Source organism: Pauljensenia sp. UMB6358 (assembly GCF_030216865.1).
Taxonomy (GTDB): domain Bacteria; phylum Actinomycetota; class Actinomycetes; order Actinomycetales; family Actinomycetaceae; genus Pauljensenia; species Pauljensenia turicensis_A.
In genome coordinates, this window is sequence record NZ_JASOMS010000242.1 from 1 (window position 1) to 247 (window position 247).

Consider the following 247-nt stretch of genomic DNA (forward strand, 5'->3'; position numbering starts at 1 on the left):
TGGCTGCGAAGAAGGAGCCGATGGCCGCAATCGCGAGCGCCTTACCCGCTTTTCCTTTTCGGGCTAAAGAGTAGCCGTCTATCACTGTTGCGACGGCGCTGGCATCCCCCGGGGTGGCAATAAGAACCGCGGCAATCGTGCCGCCGTACTGGCACCCGTAGTAAATACCCGCGAGCATAATAAGCGCGGTGACTGGCTCCATCGTGAGAGTAAGCGGCAACAGAATTGCCACGCCCGTGGTGGCCCC

The 247-nt window shown here is 60.7% G+C and carries 1 protein-coding gene; it reads right to left on the reverse strand.

What is annotated here, in order from left to right:
- On the reverse strand, positions 1–232 hold a 232-nt coding region (locus QP381_RS09310), incomplete at its 3' end, for a tripartite tricarboxylate transporter permease (protein ID WP_285068750.1).
- Positions 233–247 lie beyond the last annotated feature (15 nt).